This window comes from Klebsiella sp. BIGb0138, assembly GCF_004342285.1.
In the GTDB taxonomy this organism is placed as follows: Bacteria; Pseudomonadota; Gammaproteobacteria; order Enterobacterales; family Enterobacteriaceae; genus Klebsiella.
The window spans coordinates 613307-632720 of record NZ_SMCV01000001.1; the positions used below are offsets into that span (position 1 = coordinate 613307).

16 protein-coding genes and 1 tRNA gene are annotated in these 19414 nt (G+C 57.3%); 10 read left to right on the plus strand and 7 right to left on the minus strand.

The features are described from left to right. On the plus strand, positions 1 to 1590 hold the full coding sequence (gene yejF, locus EDF73_RS02875) for a microcin C ABC transporter ATP-binding protein YejF (protein ID WP_132725516.1): 1590 nt from the start codon (positions 1 to 3) through the stop codon (positions 1588 to 1590). Between the two features lie 3 nt (positions 1591 to 1593). Here yejF and EDF73_RS02880 read toward each other — a convergent pair whose 3' ends face one another. From EDF73_RS02880 to rsuA, 3 genes are all read right to left on the minus strand, one after another. Beyond that, a complete protein-coding gene (locus EDF73_RS02880; RefSeq protein WP_132725518.1) occupies positions 1594 to 1938 on the minus strand; it encodes a YejG family protein in 345 nt (114 codons plus the stop codon). Between the two features lie 331 nt (positions 1939 to 2269). Continuing rightward, positions 2270 to 3466 carry a Bcr/CflA family multidrug efflux MFS transporter gene (locus EDF73_RS02885; protein ID WP_132725521.1) on the minus strand — a complete coding sequence of 399 codons (1197 nt, stop codon included), beginning with the start codon at positions 3464 to 3466 and terminating at the stop codon, positions 2270 to 2272. Further along, positions 3463 to 4182 carry a 16S rRNA pseudouridine(516) synthase RsuA gene (rsuA, locus tag EDF73_RS02890; RefSeq protein WP_132725523.1) on the minus strand — a complete coding sequence of 240 codons (720 nt, stop codon included), beginning with the start codon at positions 4180 to 4182 and terminating at the stop codon, positions 3463 to 3465. The genes EDF73_RS02885 and rsuA overlap by 4 nt, the downstream gene beginning before the upstream one ends. A 147-nt stretch (positions 4183 to 4329) precedes the next feature. Between rsuA and EDF73_RS02895 the strand changes: the two genes are divergently transcribed. Beyond that, positions 4330 to 6087, plus strand: coding sequence for a DEAD/DEAH box helicase (locus EDF73_RS02895; protein WP_132725526.1), 1758 nt, complete (start codon positions 4330 to 4332; stop codon positions 6085 to 6087). Between the two features lie 137 nt (positions 6088 to 6224). Continuing rightward, positions 6225 to 6509: a 50S ribosomal protein L25 gene (gene rplY, locus EDF73_RS02900; RefSeq protein WP_132725528.1), complete on the plus strand. Its 285-nt coding sequence runs from the start codon at positions 6225 to 6227 to the stop codon at positions 6507 to 6509. 56 nt (positions 6510 to 6565) lie between these two features. Here the strand turns inward: rplY and EDF73_RS02905 are convergent, their stop codons facing one another. Then, on the minus strand, positions 6566 to 7456 hold the full coding sequence (locus EDF73_RS02905) for a LysR family transcriptional regulator (RefSeq protein ID WP_132725531.1): 891 nt from the start codon (positions 7454 to 7456) through the stop codon (positions 6566 to 6568). Positions 7457 to 7561: 105 nt separating this feature from the next. Between EDF73_RS02905 and EDF73_RS02910 the strand changes: the two genes are divergently transcribed. Next, positions 7562 to 8875 (plus strand): serine hydrolase, encoded by a 1314-nt coding sequence (locus tag EDF73_RS02910; protein ID WP_132725533.1) that lies wholly within the window; start codon positions 7562 to 7564, stop codon positions 8873 to 8875. A 283-nt stretch (positions 8876 to 9158) separates the two neighbouring features. Here EDF73_RS02910 and yejK read toward each other — a convergent pair whose 3' ends face one another. Continuing rightward, positions 9159 to 10166: a nucleoid-associated protein YejK gene (yejK, locus tag EDF73_RS02915; protein ID WP_132725535.1), complete on the minus strand. Its 1008-nt coding sequence runs from the start codon at positions 10164 to 10166 to the stop codon at positions 9159 to 9161. Between the two features lie 189 nt (positions 10167 to 10355). On the opposite strand from yejK, the gene EDF73_RS02920 reads away from it, so the two are divergent. The 5 genes from EDF73_RS02920 (at position 10356) to eco (ending at position 14726) form a co-directional block, all read left to right on the plus strand. Beyond that, the gene (locus EDF73_RS02920) at positions 10356 to 10583 is read left to right on the plus strand and encodes a YejL family protein (RefSeq protein ID WP_132725538.1); all 228 of its coding nucleotides are present in this window, start codon (positions 10356 to 10358) and stop codon (positions 10581 to 10583) included. Positions 10584 to 10602: 19 nt separating this feature from the next. After that, positions 10603 to 12363: an LPS biosynthesis-modulating metalloenzyme YejM gene (gene yejM / locus EDF73_RS02925; protein ID WP_132725541.1), complete on the plus strand. Its 1761-nt coding sequence runs from the start codon at positions 10603 to 10605 to the stop codon at positions 12361 to 12363. A gap of 77 nt (positions 12364 to 12440) precedes the next feature. Continuing rightward, a tRNA-Pro gene (locus EDF73_RS02930) sits at positions 12441 to 12517 on the plus strand. Positions 12518 to 12760: 243 nt separating this feature from the next. Further along, positions 12761 to 13870, plus strand: a complete 1110-nt coding sequence (locus EDF73_RS02935; RefSeq protein ID WP_132725543.1) for an AI-2E family transporter — start codon at positions 12761 to 12763, stop codon at positions 13868 to 13870. A 364-nt stretch (positions 13871 to 14234) separates the two neighbouring features. Continuing rightward, positions 14235 to 14726, plus strand: coding sequence for a serine protease inhibitor ecotin (gene eco, locus EDF73_RS02940; RefSeq protein WP_132725545.1), 492 nt, complete (start codon positions 14235 to 14237; stop codon positions 14724 to 14726). Positions 14727 to 14773: 47 nt separating this feature from the next. Here eco and mqo read toward each other — a convergent pair whose 3' ends face one another. Then, entirely contained in the window at positions 14774 to 16405 is a 1632-nt protein-coding gene (gene mqo / locus EDF73_RS02945) for a malate dehydrogenase (quinone) (protein ID WP_132725548.1), read from the minus strand. Positions 16406 to 16679: 274 nt separating this feature from the next. Here mqo and EDF73_RS02950 point away from each other — a divergent pair, with 274 nt between their 5' ends. Continuing rightward, positions 16680 to 17927: a SulP family inorganic anion transporter gene (locus EDF73_RS02950; RefSeq protein WP_132725550.1), complete on the plus strand. Its 1248-nt coding sequence runs from the start codon at positions 16680 to 16682 to the stop codon at positions 17925 to 17927. On the opposite strand, the gene mgtE is transcribed toward EDF73_RS02950, so the two are convergent. After that, the gene (mgtE, locus tag EDF73_RS02955; RefSeq protein ID WP_132725552.1) at positions 17890 to 19326 is read right to left on the minus strand and encodes a magnesium transporter; all 1437 of its coding nucleotides are present in this window, start codon (positions 19324 to 19326) and stop codon (positions 17890 to 17892) included. The genes EDF73_RS02950 and mgtE overlap by 38 nt on opposite strands. Positions 19327 to 19414 lie beyond the last annotated feature (88 nt).

Consider the following 19414-nt stretch of genomic DNA (forward strand, 5'->3'; position numbering starts at 1 on the left):
ATGACGCAGCCACTGTTAGAAATAGACAACCTTTCCATCGCCTTCAGTCAGCAAGGGGAAACGACGACCGTCGTCAGCGAGCTGTCGCTGCGCATTGCCGCGGGCGAGACCCTGGCGCTGGTGGGTGAGTCCGGCTCCGGGAAAAGCGTCTCCGCGCTCTCGGTGCTGCGCCTGCTTCCCTCGCCGCCGGTCAGCTACCCGGGCGGGGACATCCGTTTTCACGGCCAGTCGCTGCTGCATGCCGATGAGCGTACCTTGAGCAAAGTCCGCGGCAACCGTATTGCGATGATTTTCCAGGAACCGATGGTGTCGCTCAATCCGCTGCATACCCTGGAAAAGCAGCTCTATGAGGTGCTGTCGTTGCATCGCGGTATGCGCCGGGAAGCCGCCCGCGGGGAAATAGTGAACTGCCTGGATCGGGTAGGGATCCGTCATCCCCTACGCCGGCTGGCGGACTATCCGCACCAGCTGTCCGGCGGCGAGCGCCAGCGGGTGATGATCGCTATGGCCCTGCTCACCCGTCCGGAGCTGTTGATTGCCGACGAACCCACCACCGCGCTGGATGTCTCCGTGCAGGCGCAAATTCTGCAGCTTTTACGCGAGCTGAAAAACGAGCTGAATATGGGGCTGCTGTTTATCACCCATAACTTAAGCATCGTCCGCCAGCTAGCAGACCGCGTCGCGGTGATGCAAAACGGTCGCTGCGTCGAGCAAAACGACTGTCGCACGCTGTTCTCCGCCCCCGAACACCCCTATACCCGTCGGCTGCTGGACAGCGAACCCTGCGGCCTGCCAATCCCGCTGGCCGCAGATGCCCCGCTGTTGCTCAACGCCACCGATCTCAGCGTCGCTTTTCCGGTTCGCAAAGGGATCCTCCGCCGGGTGGTCGATCGTAATCGGGTGGTCAATGCGCTCAGCTTTCAGCTGCGCGCGGGTGAAACGCTGGGGCTGGTGGGCGAGTCCGGATCAGGAAAAAGCACCACCGGGCTGGCGCTGCTGCGCCTGATCGCCTCTGAGGGGTCCATCGCCTTCGATGGCCTGCCGCTGCAGGGACGCAGCCGCCGGCAGATGCTGCCGCTGCGCCGCCGGATGCAGGTGGTGTTTCAGGATCCCAATTCGTCGCTGAATCCCCGGCTGAACGTATTGCAGATTATTGAAGAAGGGCTGCGGGTCCACCAGCCTACGCTCACGCCGGCCGCCCGTGAACAGGCGGTCATTCAGGTGATGCAGGAGGTCGGGCTCGACCCGCAAACCCGCCATCGCTACCCGGCGGCGTTTTCCGGCGGTCAGCGTCAGCGTATTGCAATTGCCCGGGCGCTGATCGTCAAACCGCAGCTGATTGTCCTCGATGAACCGACCTCATCGCTGGACAAGACCGTACAAGCGCAAATTCTGACCCTGCTGAAAGCATTACAGCAAAAGCATCAGCTGGCCTATATTTTTATCAGCCATGATTTGCGCGTTGTGCGCACGGTATGTCATCAGGTGATGGTGCTGCGGCAGGGGGAAGTTATCGAGCAGGGAGAGTGCGAACGCGTCTTTACCGCTCCGCAACAGGAGTATACCCGCCAGCTTCTGGCGCTGAGCTGACGGTCAGAATGGATTGTTACCCGAGAAAGGTTCAGCTATCGCCACGCCGAAGTTTTTCAGCCGGCAGGTGGCCGCAAACTCATCCTGCAGATTCACGAACAGACACGGCTCCCCTTCGCACTCCACGATGGAGCAGTCGACTTCGATGTCGCTAAGCGCCTGGCTGAGCGTATGCATGACCGGCCACGCTTTCTCACCGTCCGGGCTGAGTAATTTCAACGCCACGAGGCTGTTTTCGCTCTGCGCGCCGTTTTGCGGAATCGGTTCAACTCTTGAACCCGCAAAACCGGCCAGCCAGCGATAGCTCTGCGGCAGACGGTGTACGATAGAGAGTTGTTGTGTATTCACTTAGTTTCCCCGGAAGCAAAGCACTTCACAATAAATTTACATCAATATTAACACACTGTTGACAAATAGTCCTGCATCCGCATAGAAAACGCTTACACCCGCATGGCGCCAGGGTTAACGGCTTATTATCCAGAACTTTATAGTTACGCTGCGGAAACAGATCGGGGCTATATGTACCCGTTTCTGTGATCCAAAACAACTTTTTTATCGCAACAATGCGACTTTTTACACTAATTTATTTTACATAAAAGAAACAAGTTACAGAACCCTGAAGCCCATCGCGGTTGATGTGCATCAAAAAAGGGGCGGAAATCGCCCCCCGGAAGGTGTATTAATGGGCGATTTTTCGCCGCCGGCTGGCATAGAGATAGAAAAGAATCGAGCTGCTGGCGCAAAACGCGATGGAAATAAGCATTGGCCAGGCGGTGGTAAAGGTCGCCATCGACAGCAAGGCGCCGATAATCGCCCCGATACCAAAGCGGAAAGTTCCCGCCAGCGAAGAGGCGGTACCCGCCATGTGCGGAAACTCATCGAGGATAACCGCCATGCCGTTGGAGGAGACCATCGATACGCAGCCGACAAATGCCGCGACTCCCACCACCAGCGCCCAGAATCCGACATCCAGCAGCGCGCAAACCACCATCCATACCGCCATCACAAACTGAATCCACAGCCCGGCGCGGAACATATTCAGCGCCCCTACCCGGCGCACAAAGCGGCTGTTAATGATGGTCATGATGAACAGGAAGACAATGTTCAGCGCAAAATAGTAACCAAAGTGCTGCGGGGAGACGTGGTTAATATTGATGTACACAAACGGACCGGCGCTGAGAAATGAGAACATCCCGGCGAAGCTGAAGCCGCTCGCCAGCATATAGCTCAACACCCGCTTATGGCGGAACAGGGTCGCGAAGTTACCGAGCGTGGTGCGCATGCGAAACTTTTGCCGCCGTTCAACCGGCAGCGTTTCTCTGATGAAGAACGCAATCATCGCCGAGGCCAGCAGCGCCGCCAGCGCGAGGATCCAGAAAATAGCGTGCCAGCTGAACCATACCAACACGGCGCCGCCCACCATTGGCGCCACCAGCGGGGCAATGGTGGTGACCAGCATGACGAACGACATCATGCGCGAAAACTCTTCCTTCGGATAGATGTCGCGCATCAGGGCGTTGATCACCACGCTCGCCGCCGCAGCCGCCAGGCCATGGAAGAAACGCATACTAATCAGCATCTCGATGGTCTGCGATAGCGCGCAGGCCACCGCCGCCGCGGCGAAAATCAACGTTCCCCCGAGGATCACCGGCTTACGGCCGATGCTGTCGGCCATCGGGCCATACAGCAGCTGACCTAACGCAAAGCCCAGAATATAGGTACTGAGCGTCATCTGCGCGCTGCCGTCCGGCACATTAAACTGTGCCGAGATCACCGGCAGCGCCGGGAGATACATATCAATTGACAGGGGCATCAACATGGCCAGCAGGCCAAGAATAAACACAATCCCTAATGAAGAATTCTGCTTTGCCGTCACGTTTTACTCCGCGCATGCTGGAGGCCAACGCTGGCGATCTCGTCTTCCGTCAACGGGCGATATTCGCCAGGCTCCAGAGATTCATCCAGCATAATGTCGCCAATACGTTCACGATGCAGGCCGACCACGTGGTTCCCCACCGCCGCGAACATCCGTTTCACCTGATGGTAACGCCCTTCACTGATGGTCAGGCGGACTTCCGTCGGCGTCAGCACTTCAAGGCGCGCAGGTTTGGTCAGCTCTTTTTCGTTATGCAGCTGAATTCCTTTGGCAAACCGTTCGGCCGTTTGCTCATCCACCGGGTTTTCCAGCGACACCAGATAGGTTTTCTCGCAGTGGTGGCGCGGGGAGGTAATGCGGTGCGACCACTGCCCGTCATCGGTCATCAGCACCAGCCCGGTGGTGTCGATATCCAGCCGGCCGGCGGCATGCAGTTTGTGCGCCACCGGCACATCGAGGAAATAGAGCACCGTCGGATGGTCAGGATCGTCGGTAGAGCACACGTATCCCTGCGGCTTGTTGAGCATAAAGTAGCGCGGGCCGTTCTGCTGGGTCAGCGGATTACCGTCATACTCCACGTCGTGCTCCGGCAGGAGCTTGAACGAGGCGTCTTTCACGATTTCGCCGTCCACGAGAACGCGGCTGCTGCGGATTTCACGCCCGGCAATAGCCCGACTGACGCCAAGTTGCTGAGCGATAAACTTATCAAGTCGCATGAGATTTTTTTAGCCTGTAATAATGCTGGAGCGGGCAAACGCCCGAAAAAGAAGAAGTTCATTGGCTAGTATAACGGGCTCTTAACGCCACTCAAGGGAAAAGATTCGTGGCATACTATTTGCGAGTTAATTAACGCCAGTAAATCCATGACTTTTACATTACGCCCCTACCAAAAAGAGGCGGTCGACGCCACCTTAGCCTGGTTTCGCCGCCACCATGAACCCGCAGCTATCGTTCTGCCCACCGGCGCCGGTAAAAGCCTGGTCATCGCTGAACTGGCGCGCCTGGCGCGCGGCCGCGTGCTGGTGCTGGCGCACGTCAAAGAGCTGGTCGCGCAGAACCACGCGAAGTATTGCGCCCTCGGCCTGCAGGCGGATATCTTCGCCGCCGGGCTGAAACGCAAGGAGAGCCACGGTAAAGTGGTGTTTGGCAGCGTGCAGTCGGTGGCGCGTAATCTTGAACAGTTTCAGGGGGAGTTTTCGCTGCTGATTGTCGATGAGTGCCACCGCATCAGCGATGACGACGACAGCCAGTACCAGCAAATTATCAGCCATTTACAGCAGGTTAACCCTCAGCTGCGCCTGCTCGGCCTGACCGCCACGCCGTTCCGGCTGGGCAAAGGCTGGATCTACCAGTTTCATTATCACGGCATGGTGCGCGGTGACGAGAAGGCGCTGTTTCGCGACTGTATTTATGAGCTGCCGCTGCGCTATATGATTAAGCACGGCTATCTGACGCCCCCGGAACGCCTCGATATGCCGGTGGTACAGTATGATTTCAGCCGCCTTCAGCCGCAGAGCAACGGCCTGTTTAGCGCAGCCGACCTCAACCTTGAGCTGAAAAAGCAGCGGCGCATTACGCCACACATTGTCAGCCAGATCGTCGAGTTTGCAAAGGCGCGTAAAGGGGTGATGATTTTTGCCTCCACGGTGGAGCACGCGCGGGAAATTAGCGGCCTGCTCCCCGCCGGCGAAGCGGAACTGATTACCGGGGAAACGCCCGGGCCGCAGCGCGACCGGATCATCGAAGCCTTTAAAGCGCAGCAGTATCGTTATCTGGTGAACGTTGCGGTGCTGACCACCGGGTTCGACGCGCCGCACGTCGATCTGATCGCCATCCTGCGCCCCACCGAGTCGGTCAGTCTGTATCAGCAGATCGTCGGCCGCGGCCTGCGCCTCGCGCCGGGGAAAACCGACTGCCTGATTCTCGACTATGCCGGCAATCCTCACGACCTTTACGCCCCGGAAGTCGGTGCCCCTAAGGGCAAGAGCGACAACGTCCCGGTGCAGGTCTTCTGCCCGGCCTGCGGTTTCGCCAATACCTTCTGGGGTAAAACCACTGCCGACGGTACGCTGATCGAACATTTTGGCCGCCGCTGCCAGGGCTGGTTTGAGGATGATGACGGCCATCGCGAACAGTGCGATTTTCGTTTTCGCTTTAAGAACTGCCCGCAGTGTCATGCGGAGAATGACATTGCCGCCCGCCGCTGCCGCGAGTGCGACACCATTCTGGTGGACCCCGATGATATGCTGAAGGCGGCGCTGAAGCTCAAAGATGCGCTGGTGCTGCGCTGTAGCGGCATGGACCTGCAGCACGGCGCCGACGATAAGGGTCCGTGGCTAAAAATCACCTATTACGATGAGGACGGCACCGACGTCAGCGAACGCTTCCGCTTACAGACGCCCGCCCAGCGCACCGCGTTTGAACAGCTGTTTATTCGCCCGCATACCCGTACGCCGGGCGTGCCGCTGCGCTGGATAACGCCTGCCGACATCCTCGCCCAGCAGCCGCTGCTCCGCCATCCGGACTTCGTCGTCGCGCGCATGAAGGGGCAATACTGGCAGGTACGTGAGAAAGTGTTCGACTATCAGGGACGTTTCCGACGGGCCAATGAACTGCGTTAATCGCCTTTGCGGCTGAGGTTTTGATTGCTGTCAGGGCCATAGGTGGATATAATGCCGCCCGCTTTTGCATTCGCAAAGCAGATCATCTGCCTGCTGCTGGGTCGCCTGTAGCAGGATTTAAATATAGAGAGACATCAATGTTTACTATCGACGCAGAAGTACGTAAAGAGCAGGGTAAGGGTGCGAGCCGCCGCCTGCGTGCAGCTAACAAATTCCCGGCCATCATCTATGGCGGCGAAGCTGCTCCGGTAGCAATTGAGCTGGACCAGGACAAAGTGTGGAACATTCAGACCAAAGCTGAGTTCTACGGTGAAGTTCTGACCATCGTTATCGATGGTAAAGAAGAAAAAGTTAAAGTTCAGGCTGTTCAGCGTCACGCGTTCAAGCCAAAACTGACTCACATCGACTTCGTTCGCGCTTAATCGCGATACAACGTTGAGTGGCAAACGCCCCGGTCCGCAAGGTCCGGGGCGTTTTGTTATGCGCTTCGTTCCCACAGCTGAGGGGCAAAATCGATCGCCTCGCCCAGCGTCCGGTGTTTATTCATCCCCGGCAGCCACAGCATCACCATCGTGACGTTCAGACCCTGGCTACCCACCTCAGTTGCAATCTCCTTCACTCCAGCCCAGTCGGCGGCCTGGAAATGATCGGGCAAGAATCCCCACCCCTGCCCCTGCTGTAACGCATGACGCAACAGCGCTTTCTCATTCATATACAGCGTATGCCCTGAGATCTGCACCCGTCGGGCGATTTGCTCATCAGCGCGACGATGCATCACCAGCTGCGGCACCAAAGACAGATTGAGTAGCGTCAGCGGACGCGCGCAGTCGGCGAACAGCCGTTCTGCGGCATAAAAACCCAGGTCAACGACGCCCAGCGCCCGCCACTCCATCTCGCTGCCGAGCGTGCGGTTATTGGCCTGGCAAATGGCCATATCGGCTTCCCCCGCGGCCAGCGCCTGCTCCGCCTCCCACCGCGACGCGCTCCAGCAGCTCAGCCGCAGCTGACGCCGGGCCAGCGTGTCCGCCAGCGCGCAGAGAAACCGCCGGGGCACAAACGGATCGTAGACTACCCGTAGCGCCTGACACGCCGTGCGCGGCAGCGTCTGCGCAAACGATTCAAACGCCTGGGCCTGGCGCAGCAGTAAATGCGCCTGGCGAAATAGCTGCTCCCCTTCGGCGGTTAACGCCAGGCTGCGGCCTGCGCGCAGAAACAGCGTGTATCCCAACGCATCTTCCAGATAATCCAGCAGATCACGCAGCGTGGTGCGGTCTTTGCCAAGGCGAATGGCGGCCCGCGACAGGCTGCCCGTCTCGGCAATGGTGGCAAAGGCCTCAATCTGGGCAAAGGAGTAGTGTAGCGTTGTCATCTCATCTTTTCCTTCGGGGGAAAATCCCCCATAGGCTGATTTTAGCCTGTCAGGAACGGTTTATATACTGCGGGCCTGCTCGTTATTGCTAATAAGGAATCTCTGATGACAAAGATAAAAAGCGCAAAACCGCTGGCCCTGGCGCTGATGCTGGCGATATTCCCCGCCGTGAGCATCGCGCAACCGCAGTCGCAGGCGTCATGCGGCGGCGTGATGCTGGATGTCTGCCCCACGCCGTTTGACCAAACGCTGCCGGACAAAAAAGAGATGCTCAACTGGGATCGGTCCGATCGCGTTATCGGGTTTCGTAACGACTATCGTAACTATCGCGGCGATGTCTTCCATCACGGTACCCCGGTAGCGCTACAGCAGGCAGACCAGCCGCTGACCGATGTCAGCTATACGCTAAACGGTCACACCTGGAACCTGCAGGATTATCTGAAGCGCCAGAATGTCACCGGTTTTCTGGTGCTGAAAGAGGGCAAAATTGCCTATAAATACCTTGGCGCCGGCAATACCGACACCACGCTGTGGACGTCACGTTCGGTGGGCAAAGCGGTGGTCTCGACGTTAGTGGGTATCGCGATTCAGCAAGGTAAAATCCATACGCTGGATGACCGGGTCACCGATTATGAAGCCGAACTGAAAGGCACAGCCTGGGATGGCGTCACCCTCCGTCAGCTGATTCAGCACACCTCCGGCGTCGAATGGAATGAAGACTACACCAACCCGCAGTCCCATTTCGCCCGCCTGACCCAGTGCGAGGCGCATCCGGGCGCCTACGATTGCGTACGCAAGATTGTCGCCTCCCTGCAACGCGCGCATCCGGCCGGCGAGCAGTGGTCCTACTCTTCCGGCGGCGCGTGGCTGCTGGGAGATGTGCTGGAGCGCGCCACCGGAATGCCGCTTGCCGCATGGCTGGAACAAACCCTGTGGCAGCCGGGTGGAATGGCCCACGATGGCGTCTGGCATGCCTATCAGCAGGGCAAACATGACGTCGGCGCTCATGGCTTCAACGCCACCCTGGAAGACTGGGGTCGCTTCGGTGAATTTGTCGCCCGCGACGGACGCCTGCCCAACGGTAAACGACTGGTTCCCGACGGTTGGTTTGACCAATCCTCCGCCTGGACCACTGCGCTGAACTCCGTCTCGCCGGCGCACCCGGAGGGAATTTATGGCTATCAATGGTGGAACAATGCGATACCTCAAAACGCCAAAAACGTTGCGCCCACCCCGCAGGAAGGGTTGAAAGGGTCGCTGTGGGCGCTGGGTATCTATGGTCAGGTGATCATGGTCAACCGCGCGGAACATCTGGTGATTGTGCAGTGGTCAACCTGGCCGCAGGCTGAGCCTTCATTTACTGCCCAGCCGCTGGAAGCGGCGCTGATGTATAGCGCCATCGCCCAAAAGCTACGCTAAGCGTGACCGCTCCTTGCGCCGCCCGGAGCAAGGAGCGATGCCGCGTTCAGCCCCCCGGTGCAACAACAAAAAACGTACAAATCGCCGCAAAACAGGCCGTTGTTCAACGAGCGGCCGCGCTGATTTGGCCTGGGCTATCATAACCCATAGCCCCGACAGTGCCGTCGCGCTGGTCGATGACCTGGTGGATGAGGCGCAGCTGGCGCAGTGCGGGATTAAAACGCGCCGCGCCGGTGTTCGCTACAGGGCAAACACCCCCAGCCGAAGCTGAGGGTGTTCGCGATCAGCTCCCGCCGGAGGTTCGGCGCTGAAGCTGATCGCGCAGGTTGGGCGGCGTGCCTTTGATAGTCAGGGTATCCGTCGCCGGATCCCAGAACACCCGCTCGCCCAGCAGCATGGCATCGAAGTTAATCGTTAACCCGCCGCCGCTACCGGCAAACTTAGTCAGCTGTCGTAGCGTGCTGCGATCCGCCGGGAAGCTCTCTTCCAGCTCATACCCTTGTTCTGCGGTAAACGCCTGGAAACTCTTCTCACTCACTCCGGCAAGCTCTTTGGATAAGGATTCCAGCTCAATCTCCTCCCCGGCCTGCAGCTGTTCGTTGCAGTAGGCGTAAACCTGCTGGCGCACGTTCTGTCGCTCGGATTTGTCCAGCTGCGCGTCGGAAGTAAAATCATCCACCGCCTGCAGCAGGCCGCGGTTCTGCGCTTTGGCGTTCAGCCCTTCGCTGGCGCCGAGGAAATCCATGAAGAAATCGGCCACTTTCCGCCCGACCCGGCCTTTCAAAAAGGTCAGATAGCGGGTCGATTCCGGGTTGGTTTCCCACTCGGTTAAATCAATACGCGCCACGATGTCGGCATGATTGATATCCAGATAGTGGGTGGAGCTGATATCCAGATCTTCATTAACGCGCATGCTGCTTAAGTTATTCAGCACCGCCACCAGCAGGTACTCTACCGCCAGGTAGCGATACTGACAGAACAGCACGATACCGCCTTCGGCGAAAGGATATTTCGCCAGCTCGTCGCGCAGACGGCCGGTTGCCGCACGGCTGAACGGGAGAAACGCTTCTTCTCCCTGACGCTGCTGGCGCAGAGCCTGCGCCAGCTCGCTCTCTTCGTTAAACAGGCCGTAGGCTTTGTTTTTTGCGCTATAGACCCGATGCAGCTCGGCCATCATCTCCACGACCGTCGCATTCGGTTCCAGCAAGGAATCGCGCAGCACCAGTTCCAGGTTTTGTTCATCACGTTTAATTAACTGATGCAGGGCAATCTGGTCGATATCCAGACTCATGTTAAACTCTCCTTTTAGACCGGGCGGTATTCAACCACCGCCGGGACGGCGACGCAACCGTCGCGTGACTCCGCAACGACCAGAGACTCGCGATCCTGCGCGCTTTTGCGCCGTGGCGAAAAAATGCGGAAAAAAAGCTGCTGCTACGGTAATATGTTGCCCTTTCACGAACAAACAGATTTTGAGTTTATGCCGCAATTATCCCGCTATAGTGATGAACACGTCGAACAGCTGCTCAGCGAGCTGACCCACGTGCTGGAAACACACAAAGCCCCCGTTGACCTTTCACTGATGGTGCTGGGCAATATGGTGACCAACCTGATCAATAGTAGCGTCGCGCCGGCGCAGCGTCAGGCGATCGCCCGTTCTTTTGCCCAGGCTTTGCAGTCTTCGATCAACGACGATCCGGCGCACTAAGGATAACCAACAACTGTATATGGTGACTCTTCGTCAGCCCTACCGAGAAAAAATCTCCCAGATGGTCAGCTGGGGGCACTGGTTCGCCCTGTTCAACATAGTGTTGGCCATGGTGCTCGGCAGCCGCTATCTTTTTGTCGCCGACTGGCCAACGACGCTGGGCGGACGTATCTTCTCGTACGTCAGCCTCGTTGGTCACTTCAGCTTTCTGGTGTTCACCAGCTATGTACTGATTCTTTTCCCGCTGACCTTTATCGTCATATCGCAACGATTAATGCGCTTCCTGTCGGTCATTCTGGCGACCGCGGGGATGACGCTCCTGCTGATTGATAGCGAAGTTTTTACCCGTTTCCACCTGCATCTTAACCCGATTGTCTGGGAACTGGTGATCAACCCCGATCAGAACGAGATGGCGCGCGACTGGCAGCTGATGTTTATCAGCGTGCCGGTTATCTTCCTGCTGGAAATGCTCTTTGCCACCTGGAGCTGGCAGAAGCTGCGCAGCCTGACGCGTCGCCGCCGCTATGTCCGGCCGATTGCCTGGTTTTTCTTTCTCTCTTTTATCAGCAGCCACCTGATCTATATCTGGGCGGATGCGAATTTCTATCGCCCGATTACCATGCAGCGAGCGAATCTGCCGCTCTCCTATCCGATGACGGCACGCCGTTTCCTCGAGAAACACGGCCTGCTTGACGCGCAGGACTATCAGCGTCGTCTGGTAGAACAAGGCGCGCCGGAAGCGGTCTCCGTCGAGTATCCGCTGAGTCCCCTGCGTTATCGCGACCTCGGGGCCGGCTATAACGTGCTGCTGATCACCGTCGATAACCTGAACTATTCGCGTTTTGAGAAGAACATGCCGGAGCTGGCCGGTTTTGCCAAAGAAAGCGTCAACTTCACTCAGCATATGAGCTCCGGCAATACCACGGATAACGGCATTTTTGGCCTGTTCTACGGGATTTCACCGGGCTATATGGATGGCGTCCTGTCGGCCCGTATTCCGGCGGCGCTGATTACCGCTCTGAACCAGCAGGGCTATCAGCTGGGACTGTTCTCCTCCGACGGCTTCAGCAGCCCGCTCTATCGCCAGGCGCTGCTGTCTGATTTCTCCCTGCCGGGGGCGAAAACGCAAAGCGATGAACAAACGGCAAGCCAGTGGATTAGCTGGCTGAACCGCTACGCGCAGGATGAAAACCGTTGGTTCTCGTGGATTTCACTCAATGGCACGACCCTGGATAACGGCCAGCAGCAAAACTTTGTCCGCCGCTATAGCCGCGCCGCGGGCGATGTCGATACGCAAATCGGCCGGGTGCTGAGCACCCTGCGTGACGCGGGCAAACTCGACAATACCGTAGTGATCGTTACCGCCGGTCACGGTATGCCGCTGAATCCACGCCATGGGCAGTTTGAGTGGTCACGGGATCAGCTGCAGGTGCCGCTGGTGATTCACTGGCCGGGCATCCCGGCGCAGAACATCGCCGCGCTGACCGATAACAAAGATGTGATGACGACCCTGATGCAGCGTCTGCTGCACGTCTCCACCCCTGCCAACGAGTATTCGCAGGGTGAAGATCTGTTCAGCCCGGCGCGCCGCCGCAGCTGGGTCACCGCGGCAAACGGCGATACGCTGGCCGTCACTTCGCCAGAGTCCACCGTGGTGCTAAACCACAACGGGACCTACAGTACCTGGAACAGCGAAGGCAAGAAGATCGATAACCGCAAACCTCAGCTCAGCCTGCTGCTGCAGATCCTGACGGATGAAAAACGCTTCATCGCTAACTGATTGATTAATTATGAATCAATCAGCCGTTTCCCGGCTTGCATTCGGTCGGGGAACGGGTAATATTATCCCCCACGCGTCGGCACGTAGCGCAGCCTGGTAGCGCACCGTCATGGGGTGTCGGGGGTCGGAGGTTCAAATCCTCTCGTGCCGACCAAATCATTCACCGGTAAGTTATTGCAACGACCGGTAACCCCTTAAGAACCCGCATTCTCTCTGAGTTTGCGGGTTTTTTAATGCCCGATTCTGCCCGGCCGCGGCGGCCAGTAATCGCCATGCCAGCCACAGGTGGCAGCCGCCATTTCGGCTGCTGACGAAGAAACTACGATCAATAGTGATTGTAAATCGAAGAATAGCTTCTATTATTCGAGCTACTTGCCTGTATACCGGAACACTGAATATGAGAGTTAATGGACTTACGAAGGGATTTTTTATCCTGATTTTGCTGATGGTCAGCCTCGCCTTTTTTAATGTTCTCTCCCCTTATTACTCCGCCATCCTGTGGGCGGCGATTCTGTCGGTGATTTTTAACCCGATTAAGAATAACCTGCGCGCCCGCCTCGGCGAGCGTAACGGTCTGGCTTCGCTGTTGACCGTGGTGATTATCTGCCTGATTGTCTTTACGCCGTTGGCGATTATTATTTCGTCGCTGGCCTTCGAACTGAACGTGGTGTACACCAAGCTTCAGCACAATGACACACAGTTCCCCGCGGTGGTGGCGAGCCTGTTTGGCCATCTCCCTGAGTGGGCCAGAAGTTTCCTCTCTGAGCATGACCTTGACAGTGCCGAGCAGATTCAGAAACAGCTCTCAGACGCTGCGCTGAAAGGCGGACAGTATCTGGCCGGCAGCGCGTTTTTGATTGGTAAGGGGACCTTTGGCTTTACCGTCAGCTTCGGCATCATGCTCTATCTGCTGTTTTTCCTGCTTAAAGATGGCCCGTATCTGGTGATGCTGTTCCTCGAGGCTCTGCCGCTGTCTAACTACGTTAAGCAGCATCTGTTCGCCAAGTTCGCCGCCGTATCGCGAGCCACCGTTAAAGGCACCGTGGCGGTGGCTCTGGCGCAGGGTATCCTGGGCGGGATTGCATTTTCTATCGCCGGGATTGATGGCAGTATTCTGTGGGGAGCCATCATGGCGTTTCTGTCGCTGATTCCGGCGGTGGGCTCGGCCATTATCTGGGTACCGGCCGCCATCTTCCTCTTCGCGACCGATCAGATATGGCAAGGGGCGTTTATCGTCGGCTTCTTCGTCGTCGTCATCGGTCTGGTAGACAACATTCTGCGCCCGCTGCTGGTGGGTAAAGATACCAAAATGCCGGATTATCTGATCCTGATCGCCACCCTTGGCGGAATGGAGATTTACGGGATCAACGGTTTTGTCATTGGTCCGCTGATCGCCGCGCTGTTTATCGCCTGCTGGAATTTGCTCTCCGGCCGCGAGCATGCCGGTAACACCGATGAGATTGATGAAGATTTTATCGAAGAAGGGAAAATCAGTCGGGATGAGTAATCTTCCGGGGGAAGCCGCCCGCTTCCCCCGAAAGACCTTCTGTTTCCATTCATGTCCCTGATAACGCCTTGTCATTCACAGGTATTGACCCGTCAGGCTGGAATCAGTGCCTCTAAAAACAACTTCGTTTGCTGATTATTAACGTTGGATCGCCGGTTTCTGTTGGTGGCAATATTCCCTCAGGGATAACCAAAAGAATCTTACGCTCAGAGAGCGCAACACGGCAGTGAATGCACGCAAATAAATCAACAAACCCAGTTAATAAGACTATGGAGTATGAAAATAATGGTAAATTATTCTTACCATTTAACTAAAGAGTGTTAGTCTTTGGCCGTTGAAGATCGATAACAAAGGATGACGAATCGTGAAAAAAATCTCTACGCTTGCTGTTTCCCTGCTGGCGGTTGCCTGCGTTTCCACCGGCGCGCTGGCCGCGGAACAGCCTCTGGAAAAGGTCGCCCCTTACCCGAAGGCCGAGAAGGGCATGAAGCGTCAGGTGATTCAGCTGCCGGAACAGCAGGACGAATCCGCCTTAAAAGTTGAGCTGATGATTGGTCAAACGCTGGAAGTCGACTGTAATCGCCATCGCCTCGGCGGCCAGCTGGAAAGCAAAACCCTGCAAGGCTGGGGCTACGATTACTACGTATTTGATAACGTGACCGCCCCGGTTTCCACGATGATGGCCTGCCCGGACGGTAAAAAAGAGCGTAAGTTCATCACCGCAGGATTAGGTGACGCCGGTATGCTGCGCTATAACAGCAAGCTGCCTATCGTGGTCTACACGCCAGCTAACGTCGAAGTGAAATACCGGATCTGGAAAGCCGACGAAACGATTGGCAATGCCGTCGAGCGCTAAGGCGAGAAGGTAAAAACCCGGCGGCCAGCGCTGCCGGGTACAACGTTTTACAGCGCGATATCCGCCATCGGCTTATCGCCGGACAGGGGTTTCAGCTCGGCGAGCGGCACCTGGTCAACCACCGCAACCGGCTCATAGTGCAGTTGCAGCACTTCACTGGTCCACGCCAGCGCCTGTTCAATCGCCGATGGATTACCATCCAGACGCAGGCCGTAGGACGGGACGATCTCTTTCAGCTTCGCCTGCCAGGCGGCTGACTGAACCTTGTCCTTAAAGACCTTCTCCAGCAGCTGCAGCATGATCGGCGCCGCCGTAGAGGCTCCCGGCGAGGCCCCCAGCAGTGCAGCAACGGTCCCTTCATCATCGCTGACGACTTCAGTACCGAGGCGCAGCACCCCTTTCTTACCGTCACGTTTGATGATTTGTACCCGCTGACCGGCCTGCCAGAGACGCCAGTCCTCTTTTCTCGCTTCAGGATAGTATTCGCGCAGCGCTTCGTGGCGATCGTTATCTTTCTGCATCACCTGGCTAATCAGGTATTTCACCAGATCGAAGTTATCCAGACCGACGTTGAGCATCGGCAGAATATTCGAGGTATTGGTTGAAGCCAGCAGATCCCACAGCGAACCGTTTTTCAGAAAGCGGGTGGAGAAGGTGGCGAACGGCCCGAACAGCACCACGCGTTTACCGTCGATAATCCGCGTATCGATATGCGGAACCGACATCGGCGGCGCGCCCACTTCAGCCTGACCGTATACTTTAGCCAGATGGTGATTAACCACTTCCGGATTTTCACAAACCAGGAACTGGCCGCCAACCGGGAAGCCGGCGTACTCTTTTGCCTGCGGAATACCGGTTTCCTGCAGCAGCGTCAGCGCAGCGCCGCCGGCGCCAATAAAGATGAATTTGGCTTTAATGACCCGCTTCTGGCGGCGGTTATCCGCATCGGCCAACGTTACCGTCCAGCTCTTGTCGGCGTTGCGCTTAAAGCGACGCACGACGGTGCCAAGCTGTAAGGAGAAATTGTCGTGGGTCTGGAGTCCGGCAATCAGCTGACGGGTGATTTCACCGTAGTTAACGTCGGTACCAACTTCAGTGCGGGTTGCCGCCACTTTTTGCTGCGGGTCGCGCCCTTCCATAACCAGCGGCGCCCACTCTTTGATCTGCTGATGATCTTCAGAGTAGCGAATGCCGCGGAATAGCTCGCTCTGCTGCAGAGCCGCGTAGCGCGCGCGCAGGAAATTCACATTGTCTTCGCCCCACACAAAGCTCATGTGCGGCACGCTATTGATAAATGATTTCGGCTTACTGAGTATGCCGCGCGTCACCTGATGAGCCCAAAACTGACGAGAGATATGGAAGGACTCGTTGATATCGACCGCTTTATCGATATTAATCCCGCTGGCGGTTTGCGGCGTGTAGTTCAGCTCCATCAATGCCGCATGGCCGGTACCGGCATTGTTCCAGCCGTTCGAGCTTTCCTCAGCCACGCTGGACATCTGCTCGACCATGGTAATAGACCAGTCCGGCTCAAGTTCCTGCAGCCAGGTTCCCAACGTGGCGCTCATGATGCCACCGCCAATCAACAATACATCCGTCTCTTGCTCATGGCGGGTGTCGGTCCGAGGTGTCTCTGAACCAACCGCCGGAGAGCTGGGTACGGCCATCTTTTTCTTCATCGGATTTGAGCCTTACTTTACTCGCTTTTGTATTTAGCGCAGGTGAAACGATTATCGGAGATCAAGGTAACACCGAAGATCAAAAAATTAAATATTGTTTAAAATTTAAGTTGAGTTTTGAGATCTGTTATAAAAATGTTTAATAAATGTGTACGCTAAATCATATTTTGTACTGGTATAAGCACAGTTCCCGCGCTATCATCCCCTGTTTTGTGACAGACCGCACACAAGCTCAGGCTTATATATCCAGCTTTAACTAACCTGCGAATCTCTTATGCACCAGCCCTCAAACCACGTTTCGTCCTCTTCAACAGGCGCTGTTCGCCACGTATTACGTTCTCCGTCGCTGCTGACGCGGGAAACATTGGCCGGCGTGCTGACCGCCCTGGCGCTGATTCCGGAGGTTATCTCCTTTTCGGTAATTGCCGGCGTGGACCCGAAAGTCAGCCTGATCGCCTCCGTCGTCCTGTGTCTGGCGATGTCGGTGCTCGGCGGCAGGCCGGCAATGGTCACCGCCGCCGCTGGCTCGGTAGCGCTGGTGATTGGCCCGATGGTGCAGCAACACGGCGTGGGGTATATCCTGCCCGCTGTTATTCTGGCGGGTATTATTCAAATTTTGTTTGGCTTGTGCGGTATGGCCCGACTGATGCGCTTTATTCCGCAATCGGTGATGACCGGCTTCGTCAATGCGCTGGGGATCCTCATCTTCTTTGCTCAGATCCCGCATTTCTGGAGCAAACAGCCGCTGATTCTCGGCCTGTTCGTCCTGACTCTGCTGATTGTGCTGTGGGCGCCGCGCTACATTAAAGCCGTCCCGTCGCCGCTTATCGCCATCGTCCTGTTGACCGTCTTTACCGTCACCACCGGCCAGCTGCTGCCGACCGTCGGCGATGAAGGTTCAATGGGCGGGGGATTACCTGGACTCACCGCCCTGCTGGTACCGCTCGATCGGCAAACCCTGCACATTATCTGGCCCTGCGCGTTAAGTATCGCCTTCGTCGGTCTGATGGAGTCCCTGCTGACGGCAAAGCTGGTGGATGACCTGACCCATACGCCTTCCAGCAAAGCGCGGGAGAGCGCCGGGCTGGGTATCGCCAATATTCTCGCCGGGCTGTATGGCGGGATCGCCGGCTGCGCGATGATCGGTCAAACCATCGTTAACGTGGAAATGGGGAAAGGCCGCAGCCGCGTCTCAACGATTGCCGCAGGCCTGGTACTGCTGCTGCTGGTGACCGCCCTGAGCGAGGTGATGGCGAAAATTCCGATGGTGGTGCTCGCCGGAGTGATGGTAATTGTGGCGGCAAAAACCTTTAGCTGGCATAGCATCCGTCCGGCGGAGCTGGCGCAAACCCCATGGCCGGAAACGCTGGTCATGCTGGTGACCGTCGGCGCCACGGTCGGCACCAGCAATCTGGCGATCGGCGTGCTGGCAGGCCTGGTGGTGATGGCGCTGATCCCCCGCCGTCTGCGCAACAAACCGCAGATTACATCAGAAATATCGTCGCCAGACCGAGAAAAATAAAGAAACCGCCGGTGTCGGTGATCGCGGTGATCATCACGCTGGAGCCGACCGCCGGATCGCGCCCCAGCTTGACCATCACCATCGGGATAATCACCCCCATCATCGCCGCCATCAGCAGATTCAGCATCATCGCCAGCGTCATCACCCCGCCCAGCTGCGGATCGTTATACAGCCACCAGGTGATGGCGCCCATAATGCCGCCCCACACCAGACCGTTAATCAGCGCCACGCCCATTTCACGCATAATCAAGAACGAAAAGCTGCCGGGCTGAATGTGCTGTAACGCCATGGCGCGGACGATCATGGTGATCGTCTGGTTACCGGTGTTACCGCCGATCCCGGCGACGATCGGCATCAACGAGGCGAGCGCCACCAGCTGTGAGATGGTGTGTTCGAAACCGTCGATCACCCGTGAGGCGATAAAAGCGGTACACAAATTGACCGCCAGCCACGCCCAGCGGGTTTTTACCGCTTTGCTGACCGGGGCAAAGACATCTTCATCGCTGCTCAGGCCGCCCATGCCACGCAGGTCGCTGTCCGTCTCTTCATACACCACGTCGACGATTTCGTCGATGGTCAGACGGCCCATCAGCTTACCTTCCGCATCGATCACCGCCGCGCTGAGCAGGTCATCACGTTCGAAGGTACGCGCGACCTTTTCCGCCTCTTCGTGCGGCTGGAAGGTGACCGGATCCCCTTCCATTACCTCGCCGACCCGCTTTTGCGCGTCATTGAGCAAAATAGTCTGTAGCTCCAGCTCCCCCAACAACAGCTTATTGCGGGTGGTGACAAACAGCTTATCGGTATTCTCCGGCATTTTACCCAGCCGCCGCAGATAGCGCTGCACCGCCGCCAGCGTCATGTCCGGACGCACGATAATGACCTCGAACTCCATGATCGCCCCGACGGTATTGTCGGCATAGCGCATCATCTGGCGCACGCGCGCGCGTTTATCCGGCGGCATCGTCGCCAGCAGGCGGCCGGTCAGATTACGCGGCAGGTGCTGGACCAGATAGACCTGCTCATCGATATCCAACGTTTGTAGCGCGTCCAGCAGCTCGTGGTCGCTCATCTTATCGATGAGATCGCCCCAGACGTTTTCCGATGCCTCGAGCAGCACCTCCCCGCGTTTATCATTGGTGACCAGCTGCCAGAGCGCATTACGCCCGTCGTACGGCAGCGCTTCCAGGGCATCGGCGAGGTCCGGCGGCGGCAGGTGGGAGACCAGCACCTCGACCTCCGCCAGATCGTCTGCCAGCGTGCCGTCGTCGTAGCGTTCGGCGAGGGTCAATTTGCCTAACAATGCCGAGGTAACGGCTTTATCGGTGGCCAGCAGCCAGATCAGGCGGGCACGCTCTTCATCACGCAATCTGGCGCTTTTTTTATGCAAAACGGACATCGGTCAGGCAATCCTTGTGAAAACATGTGGCGGACCAGCAGGCCAGGTGCCATAAGCATAGCGCGGGGAGGGAGAAAAAATAACCGTC

Excerpts from the sequence above, each read along its gene's own strand:
- mgtE (WP_132725552.1), bottom strand. The coding sequence starts at position 19,326 with ATGTCCGTTTTGCATAAAAAAAGCGCCAGATTGCGTGATGAAGAGCGT.
- yejF (WP_132725516.1), top strand. The coding sequence starts at position 1 with ATGACGCAGCCACTGTTAGAAATAGACAACCTTTCCATCGCCTTCAGT.
- rplY (WP_132725528.1), top strand. The coding sequence starts at position 6,225 with ATGTTTACTATCGACGCAGAAGTACGTAAAGAGCAGGGTAAGGGTGCG.
- yejK (WP_132725535.1), bottom strand. The coding sequence starts at position 10,166 with ATGAGTCTGGATATCGACCAGATTGCCCTGCATCAGTTAATTAAACGT.
- EDF73_RS02910 (WP_132725533.1), top strand. The coding sequence starts at position 7,562 with ATGACAAAGATAAAAAGCGCAAAACCGCTGGCCCTGGCGCTGATGCTG.
- EDF73_RS02950 (WP_132725550.1), top strand. The coding sequence starts at position 16,680 with ATGCACCAGCCCTCAAACCACGTTTCGTCCTCTTCAACAGGCGCTGTT.
- EDF73_RS02935 (WP_132725543.1), top strand. The coding sequence starts at position 12,761 with ATGAGAGTTAATGGACTTACGAAGGGATTTTTTATCCTGATTTTGCTG.
- yejM (WP_132725541.1), top strand. The coding sequence starts at position 10,603 with ATGGTGACTCTTCGTCAGCCCTACCGAGAAAAAATCTCCCAGATGGTC.
- EDF73_RS02895 (WP_132725526.1), top strand. The coding sequence starts at position 4,330 with ATGACTTTTACATTACGCCCCTACCAAAAAGAGGCGGTCGACGCCACC.
- mqo (WP_132725548.1), bottom strand. The coding sequence starts at position 16,405 with ATGAAGAAAAAGATGGCCGTACCCAGCTCTCCGGCGGTTGGTTCAGAG.
- EDF73_RS02905 (WP_132725531.1), bottom strand. The coding sequence starts at position 7,456 with ATGACAACGCTACACTACTCCTTTGCCCAGATTGAGGCCTTTGCCACC.
- EDF73_RS02920 (WP_132725538.1), top strand. The coding sequence starts at position 10,356 with ATGCCGCAATTATCCCGCTATAGTGATGAACACGTCGAACAGCTGCTC.
- rsuA (WP_132725523.1), bottom strand. The coding sequence starts at position 4,182 with ATGCGACTTGATAAGTTTATCGCTCAGCAACTTGGCGTCAGTCGGGCT.